The organism is Microbacterium sp. BWT-B31 (genome assembly GCF_041379855.1).
In the GTDB taxonomy this organism is placed as follows: domain Bacteria; phylum Actinomycetota; class Actinomycetes; order Actinomycetales; family Microbacteriaceae; genus Microbacterium.
The window spans coordinates 1-5,535 of the sequence record NZ_JBFECU010000030.1; the positions used below are offsets into that span (position 1 = coordinate 1).

Consider the following 5,535-nt stretch of genomic DNA (forward strand, 5'->3'; position numbering starts at 1 on the left):
GTTAACCGCGAATGGCCACCCGGTGGGGGTGGCCATTCGTGTTAAGGGGGTGTCCGGCGGTGTCCTACTCTCCCACAGGGTCTCCCCTGCAGTACCATCGGCGCTGAGAGGCTTAGCTTCCGGGTTCGGAATGGGACCGGGCGTTTCCCTCTCGCTATGGCCGCCGGAACGTGTGTTGATGTTCTCGTCGTCACACGCGACCCACCCGTGAAAAGGGGGTGGGGGTGTGGTTTTGGTTACCGACCGTACATCGGGAACCACTCAGTGGACGCAAGCAAAGTTTCATGCCCCACCCACGAAAAGGGGGTGGGGGTGTTTTCAAGTCATCGGCTTATTAGTACCAGTCAGCTGCACGTGTTGCCACGCTTCCACATCTGGCCTATCAACCCAGTCGTCTGGCTGGGAGCCTCTCACCCCGTAGGGTATGGAAGTCTCATCTTGAGGCCGGCTTCCCGCTTAGATGCTTTCAGCGGTTATCCATCCCGAACGTAGCTAACCAGCGGTGCACTTGGCAGTACAACTGGCACACCAGAGGTTCGTCCAACCCGGTCCTCTCGTACTAGGGTCAGATCCTCTCAAACTTCCTACGCGCGCAGCGGATAGGGACCGAACTGTCTCACGACGTTCTAAACCCAGCTCGCGTACCGCTTTAATGGGCGAACAGCCCAACCCTTGGGACCTACTCCAGCCCCAGGATGCGACGAGCCGACATCGAGGTGCCAAACCATGCCGTCGATATGGACTCTTGGGCAAGATCAGCCTGTTATCCCCGAGGTACCTTTTATCCGTTGAGCGACAGCGCTTCCACAAGCCACTGCCGGATCACTAGTCCCGACTTTCGTCCCTGCTCGACCTGTCAGTCTCACAGTCAAGCTCCCTTGTGCACTTACACTCGCCACCTGATTGCCAACCAGGTTGAGGGAACCTTTGGGCGCCTCCGTTACTTTTTGGGAGGCAACCGCCCCAGTTAAACTACCCACCAGGCACTGTCCCTGAACCGGATCACGGTTCGAAGTTAGATATCCAGAGTGACCAGAGTGGTATTTCAACAACGACTCCACGAATACTGGCGTATCCGCTTCAAAGTCTCCCACCTATCCTACACAAGCCACACCGAACACCAATACCAAGCTGTAGTAAAGGTCACGGGGTCTTTCCGTCCTGCTGCGCGTAACGAGCATCTTTACTCGTAATGCAATTTCGCCGAGTTCGCGGTTGAGACAGTTGGGAAGTCGTTACGCCATTCGTGCAGGTCGGAACTTACCCGACAAGGAATTTCGCTACCTTAGGATGGTTATAGTTACCACCGCCGTTTACTGGGGCTTAAATTCTCAGCTTCGCCTTGCGGCTAACCGGTCCTCTTAACCTTCCAGCACCGGGCAGGCGTCAGTCCGTATACATCGTCTTGCGACTTGGCACGGACCTGTGTTTTTAGTAAACAGTCGCTACCCACTAGTCTCTGCGGCCACCACACCCTTTCCGGAGCAAGTCCGTATAAGTGGATGGCCCCCCTTCTCCCGAAGTTACGGGGGCATTTTGCCGAGTTCCTTAACCACGATTCTCTCGATCTCCTTGGTATTCTCTACCTGACCACCTGAGTCGGTTTGGGGTACGGGCGGCTAGAACCTCGCGTCGATGCTTTTCTTGGCAGCATAGGATCACCCACTTTTCATCCGCATCGTGTCTCAGCCTGAATGAGGAACGGATTTGCCTATCCCTCGGCCTACGCACTTGCCCCGGGACAACCATCGCCCGGGTTGGGCTACCTTCCTGCGTCACACCTGTTAACACGCTAACCGCACCAGCATGGGGTCGAGCGTTCACCAGGCACCGCCTCACCCCGAAGGGATCCGCTGCATGCCGGCTAGGACTCTTAGCACCACTGGATTGATTGGGGCGGTTCTTCGCCGGTACGGGAATATCAACCCGTTGTCCATCGACTACGCCTGTCGGCCTCGCCTTAGGTCCCGACTTACCCAGGGAAGATTAGCTTGACCCTGGAACCCTTGGTCTTCCGGAGGACGTGTTTCTCACACGTCTTTCGCTACTCATGCCTGCATTCTCACTCGTGTGGCCTCCACGGCTGGTTCACACCGCCGCTTCGCTGGCCACACGACGCTCTCCTACCCATCAACACGGCTGGACCACGAAGGCCTACCAATAATGTCAATGCCACAACTTCGGTGGCGTGCTTGAGCCCCGTTACATTGTCGGCGCGGAATCACTTGACCAGTGAGCTATTACGCACTCTTTCAAGGGTGGCTGCTTCTAAGCCAACCTCCTGGTTGTCTGAGCAACTCCACATCCTTTCCCACTTAGCACGCGCTTAGGGACCTTAGTTGGTGGTCTGGGTTGTTTCCCTCTCGACTATGAAGCTTATCCCCCACAGTCTCACTGCTGCGCTCTCACTTACCGGCATTCGGAGTTTGGCTGACGTCAGTAACCTTGTAGGGCCCATCGGCCATCCAGTAGCTCTACCTCCGGCAAGAAACACGCAACGCTGCACCTAAATGCATTTCGGAGAGAACCAGCTATCACGAAGTTTGATTGGCCTTTCACCCCTATCCACAGCTCATCCCCTCAGTTTTCAACCTAAGTGGGTTCGGCCCTCCACGACGTCTTACCGTCGCTTCAGCCTGGCCATGGATAGATCACTTCGCTTCGGGTCTAGGACACGCGACTGAATCGCCCTATTCAGACTCGCTTTCGCTACGGCTACCCCACACGGGTTAACCTCGCCACGTATCGCTAACTCGCAGGCTCATTCTTCAAAAGGCACGCTGTCACCCCTACTAAGGAGGCTCCAACGGTTTGTAAGCAAACGGTTTCAGGTACTATTTCACTCCCCTCCCGGGGTACTTTTCACCTTTCCCTCACGGTACTTGTCCGCTATCGGTCATCTGGGAGTATTTAGGCTTATCAGGTGGTCCTGACAGATTCACACGGGATTTCTCGGGCCCCGTGCTACTTGGGATACACTCCACGCCAGAACACGCATTTCGACTACGGGGCTCGCACCCGCTCTGGCTGGCCATTCAAGACCATTCGTCTATACGCTTCTGTCACGTCGACCACTCGGCAGAGTGATCAGGAGAGTCCCACAACCCCCAACGTGCAACGCCTGCCGGCTATCACACACGCTAGGTTTAGCCTGTTCCGATTTCGCTCGCCACTACTCACGGAATCGCGGTTGCTTTCTCTTCCTGCGGGTACTGAGATGTTTCACTTCCCCGCGTTCCCTCTACCCGCCCTATATATTCAGGCGGGAGTCACTGGGTCGGCACGCCGCCCAGCGGGGTTTCCCCATTCGGACACCCTCGGATCAAAACTTGCTTATCAGTTCCCCGAGGCTTATCGCAGATTGCTACGTCCTTCTTCGGCTCCAGATGCCAAGGCATCCACCGTTTGCTCTTAAAGACTTGAAATCACATGAGTTGAATCGTCAATCGAAATTGACTAATGATCTTTAAGATCATCTTTCACGAGACAACCCCGAAGGGTCATCTCGAAGATGCTCGCGTCCACTGTGTAGTTCTCAAAGTACGGGCGGCACCCACCCCGCAACCACCAACAGGCAGCCACAAAGATGAGCCCACAAGGAAACAGCCACCAGCCCGAAAGCCGGCGCCCGGTCCCTCAGGACCCAACAGCGTGCACGCCCCCACCAACAACCCTCCCCACCGTTCCCACCGCCGAAGCAGCGTACTAAGCAAGAAGAACCCCGATGAGGGCCTCGTCAAATGTTCCACCCATGAGCTAACCGGCAGCACACGAACGGTGCTGACCCGGCGCCTGGACACCCCGAAGAGTGCCAGAAGCTCCTTAGAAAGGAGGTGATCCAGCCGCACCTTCCGGTACGGCTACCTTGTTACGACTTAGTCCTAATTACCGATCCCACCTTCGACGGCTCCCTCCACAAGGGTTAGGCCACCGGCTTCAGGTGTTACCGACTTTCATGACTTGACGGGCGGTGTGTACAAGACCCGGGAACGTATTCACCGCAGCGTTGCTGATCTGCGATTACTAGCGACTCCGACTTCATGAGGTCGAGTTGCAGACCTCAATCCGAACTGGGACCGGCTTTTTGGGATTCGCTCCACCTCACGGTATTGCAGCCCTTTGTACCGGCCATTGTAGCATGCGTGAAGCCCAAGACATAAGGGGCATGATGATTTGACGTCATCCCCACCTTCCTCCGAGTTGACCCCGGCAGTATCCCATGAGTTCCCACCATTACGTGCTGGCAACATAGAACGAGGGTTGCGCTCGTTGCGGGACTTAACCCAACATCTCACGACACGAGCTGACGACAACCATGCACCACCTGTATAGAGACCTTGCGGGGCGACTGTTTCCAGCCGTTTCCTCTATATGTCAAGCCTTGGTAAGGTTCTTCGCGTTGCATCGAATTAATCCGCATGCTCCGCCGCTTGTGCGGGTCCCCGTCAATTCCTTTGAGTTTTAGCCTTGCGGCCGTACTCCCCAGGCGGGGAACTTAATGCGTTAGCTGCGTCACGGAATCCGTGGAATGGACCCCACAACTAGTTCCCAACGTTTACGGGGTGGACTACCAGGGTATCTAAGCCTGTTTGCTCCCCACCCTTTCGCTCCTCAGCGTCAGTTACGGCCCAGAGATCTGCCTTCGCCATCGGTGTTCCTCCTGATATCTGCGCATTCCACCGCTACACCAGGAATTCCAATCTCCCCTACCGCACTCTAGTCTGCCCGTACCCACTGCAGGCCCGAGGTTGAGCCTCGGGATTTCACAGCAGACGCGACAAACCGCCTACGAGCTCTTTACGCCCAATAATTCCGGATAACGCTTGCACCCTACGTATTACCGCGGCTGCTGGCACGTAGTTAGCCGGTGCTTTTTCTGCAGGTACCGTCACTCACGCTTCTTCCCTGCTAAAAGAGGTTTACAACCCGAAGGCCGTCATCCCTCACGCGGCGTTGCTGCATCAGGCTTCCGCCCATTGTGCAATATTCCCCACTGCTGCCTCCCGTAGGAGTCTGGGCCGTGTCTCAGTCCCAGTGTGGCCGGTCACCCTCTCAGGCCGGCTACCCGTCGACGCCTTGGTGAGCCATTACCTCACCAACAAGCTGATAGGCCGCGAGCCCATCCCGAACCAAAAAATCTTTCCAACCCCCACCATGCGGCAGGAGCTCATATCCAGTATTAGACACCGTTTCCAGCGCTTATCCCAGAGTCCGGGGCAGGTTGCTCACGTGTTACTCACCCGTTCGCCACTAATCCCCCCAGCAAGCTGGAGTTCATCGTTCGACTTGCATGTGTTAAGCACGCCGCCAGCGTTCATCCTGAGCCAGGATCAAACTCTCCGTAAAAAACGAATACCACCAACCAGCCGGGAAAACGACCAGAAAGCAGCGAGTTCAACCATGACCAAAACGAATGTCACTGACATCCATAAATTGATCCAAAGGAATTCTCAACCAGACCAAAAAGCCTGGACGAGGATAAAATTTGGCATTTGACAAGTGCACGCTGTTGAGTTCTCAAGGAACGGACGCTCC

At 55.9% G+C, this 5,535-nt stretch carries 3 rRNA genes; all 3 read right to left on the reverse strand.

Annotated features, from left to right (window positions below):
• Nucleotides 1–51 precede the first annotated feature (51 nt).
• Nucleotides 52–168: ribosomal RNA gene (rrf, locus tag AB1K54_RS17175) — 5S ribosomal RNA — on the reverse strand.
• Between the two features lie 146 nt (nt 169–314).
• Nucleotides 315–3,425, reverse strand: a 23S ribosomal RNA gene (locus AB1K54_RS17180).
• A 401-nt stretch (nt 3,426–3,826) separates the two neighbouring features.
• Nucleotides 3,827–5,346, reverse strand: a 16S ribosomal RNA gene (locus AB1K54_RS17185).
• The 16S, 23S and 5S rRNA genes sit together here, the layout of an rRNA operon.
• Nucleotides 5,347–5,535 lie beyond the last annotated feature (189 nt).